At 69.5% G+C, this 704-nt stretch carries 1 pseudogene; it reads right to left on the bottom strand.

Annotated features, from left to right (window positions below):
• Positions 1-46: 46 nt before the first annotated feature.
• A pseudogene (locus J5M73_RS30910) lies at positions 47-704 on the bottom strand (hypothetical protein); the annotation flags it as partial.

Genomic DNA, 704 nt, shown 5'->3' with positions numbered 1-704 from the left:
CCGCGGACGTCGCGTGAGGCCGCGCCGCGCGGCGCGCGGCGCGGCCTCACGCGACGTCCGCGGTGATCGTGTCCTTGACGACCGGCTGCTGGAGCAGCGCCCGCACGTCGTAGTCGAAGTATTCCGCCCGCACGTCCTCGGGCAGCCGCTCGACCCACTCGAGCAGCAGCGCGGCGATCTTCTCGGGCGTGCTCGGCCAGGTGATCCGCTCGGCGGGCGAAACGAAATCGAAGAACGGCGGCAGCAGCGCGGCGTTCTCCTCGAGCAGCGCGTAGATCGCCCGCTCGGCCGCCTCGCCCGAGAGCTCGCCCGCGCCGTACCGCTCGACGCACACCGCCGCCTCCTCGAACAGCCGCATGATCGGCTCGAGCGTGGTGAACGCGCCCGGCAACAGCGCGTCGGCCGGCTCGAGCCAGCGCGCGTCGCCGGTTTGCCGGTACTTCATCATCACGCGCTGCAGGTGAAGCTGGCCGTAGTTGCCGGTGAGCAGCCACAGGCGGAACCACGCGTTCCAGAGCGGATAGTGGCCCCACGAGAGGTACGAGCAGTTGACGAGCCGATCGTTGAAATCGATCAGGCCCTGCTGGAGCTTCTCGACCGGCGCGAAGCGCGCCTTGCTGAAATCGCGGTCCTTTGCGGCTTCGATCAGCAGCCCCGCGAGCGCGTTGGTCGTCTGCATCGTGTTGAACAGGCCGCGCGAGAAC

It is taken from the genome of Pseudomonas sp. 50_B (genome assembly GCF_017491625.1).
In the GTDB taxonomy this organism is placed as follows: domain Bacteria; phylum Pseudomonadota; class Gammaproteobacteria; order Pseudomonadales; family Pseudomonadaceae; genus Aquipseudomonas; species Aquipseudomonas danubii.
The sequence above is the reverse complement of the archived record's forward strand: the minus strand, read 5'-3'. Positions and strand labels throughout refer to the sequence as shown.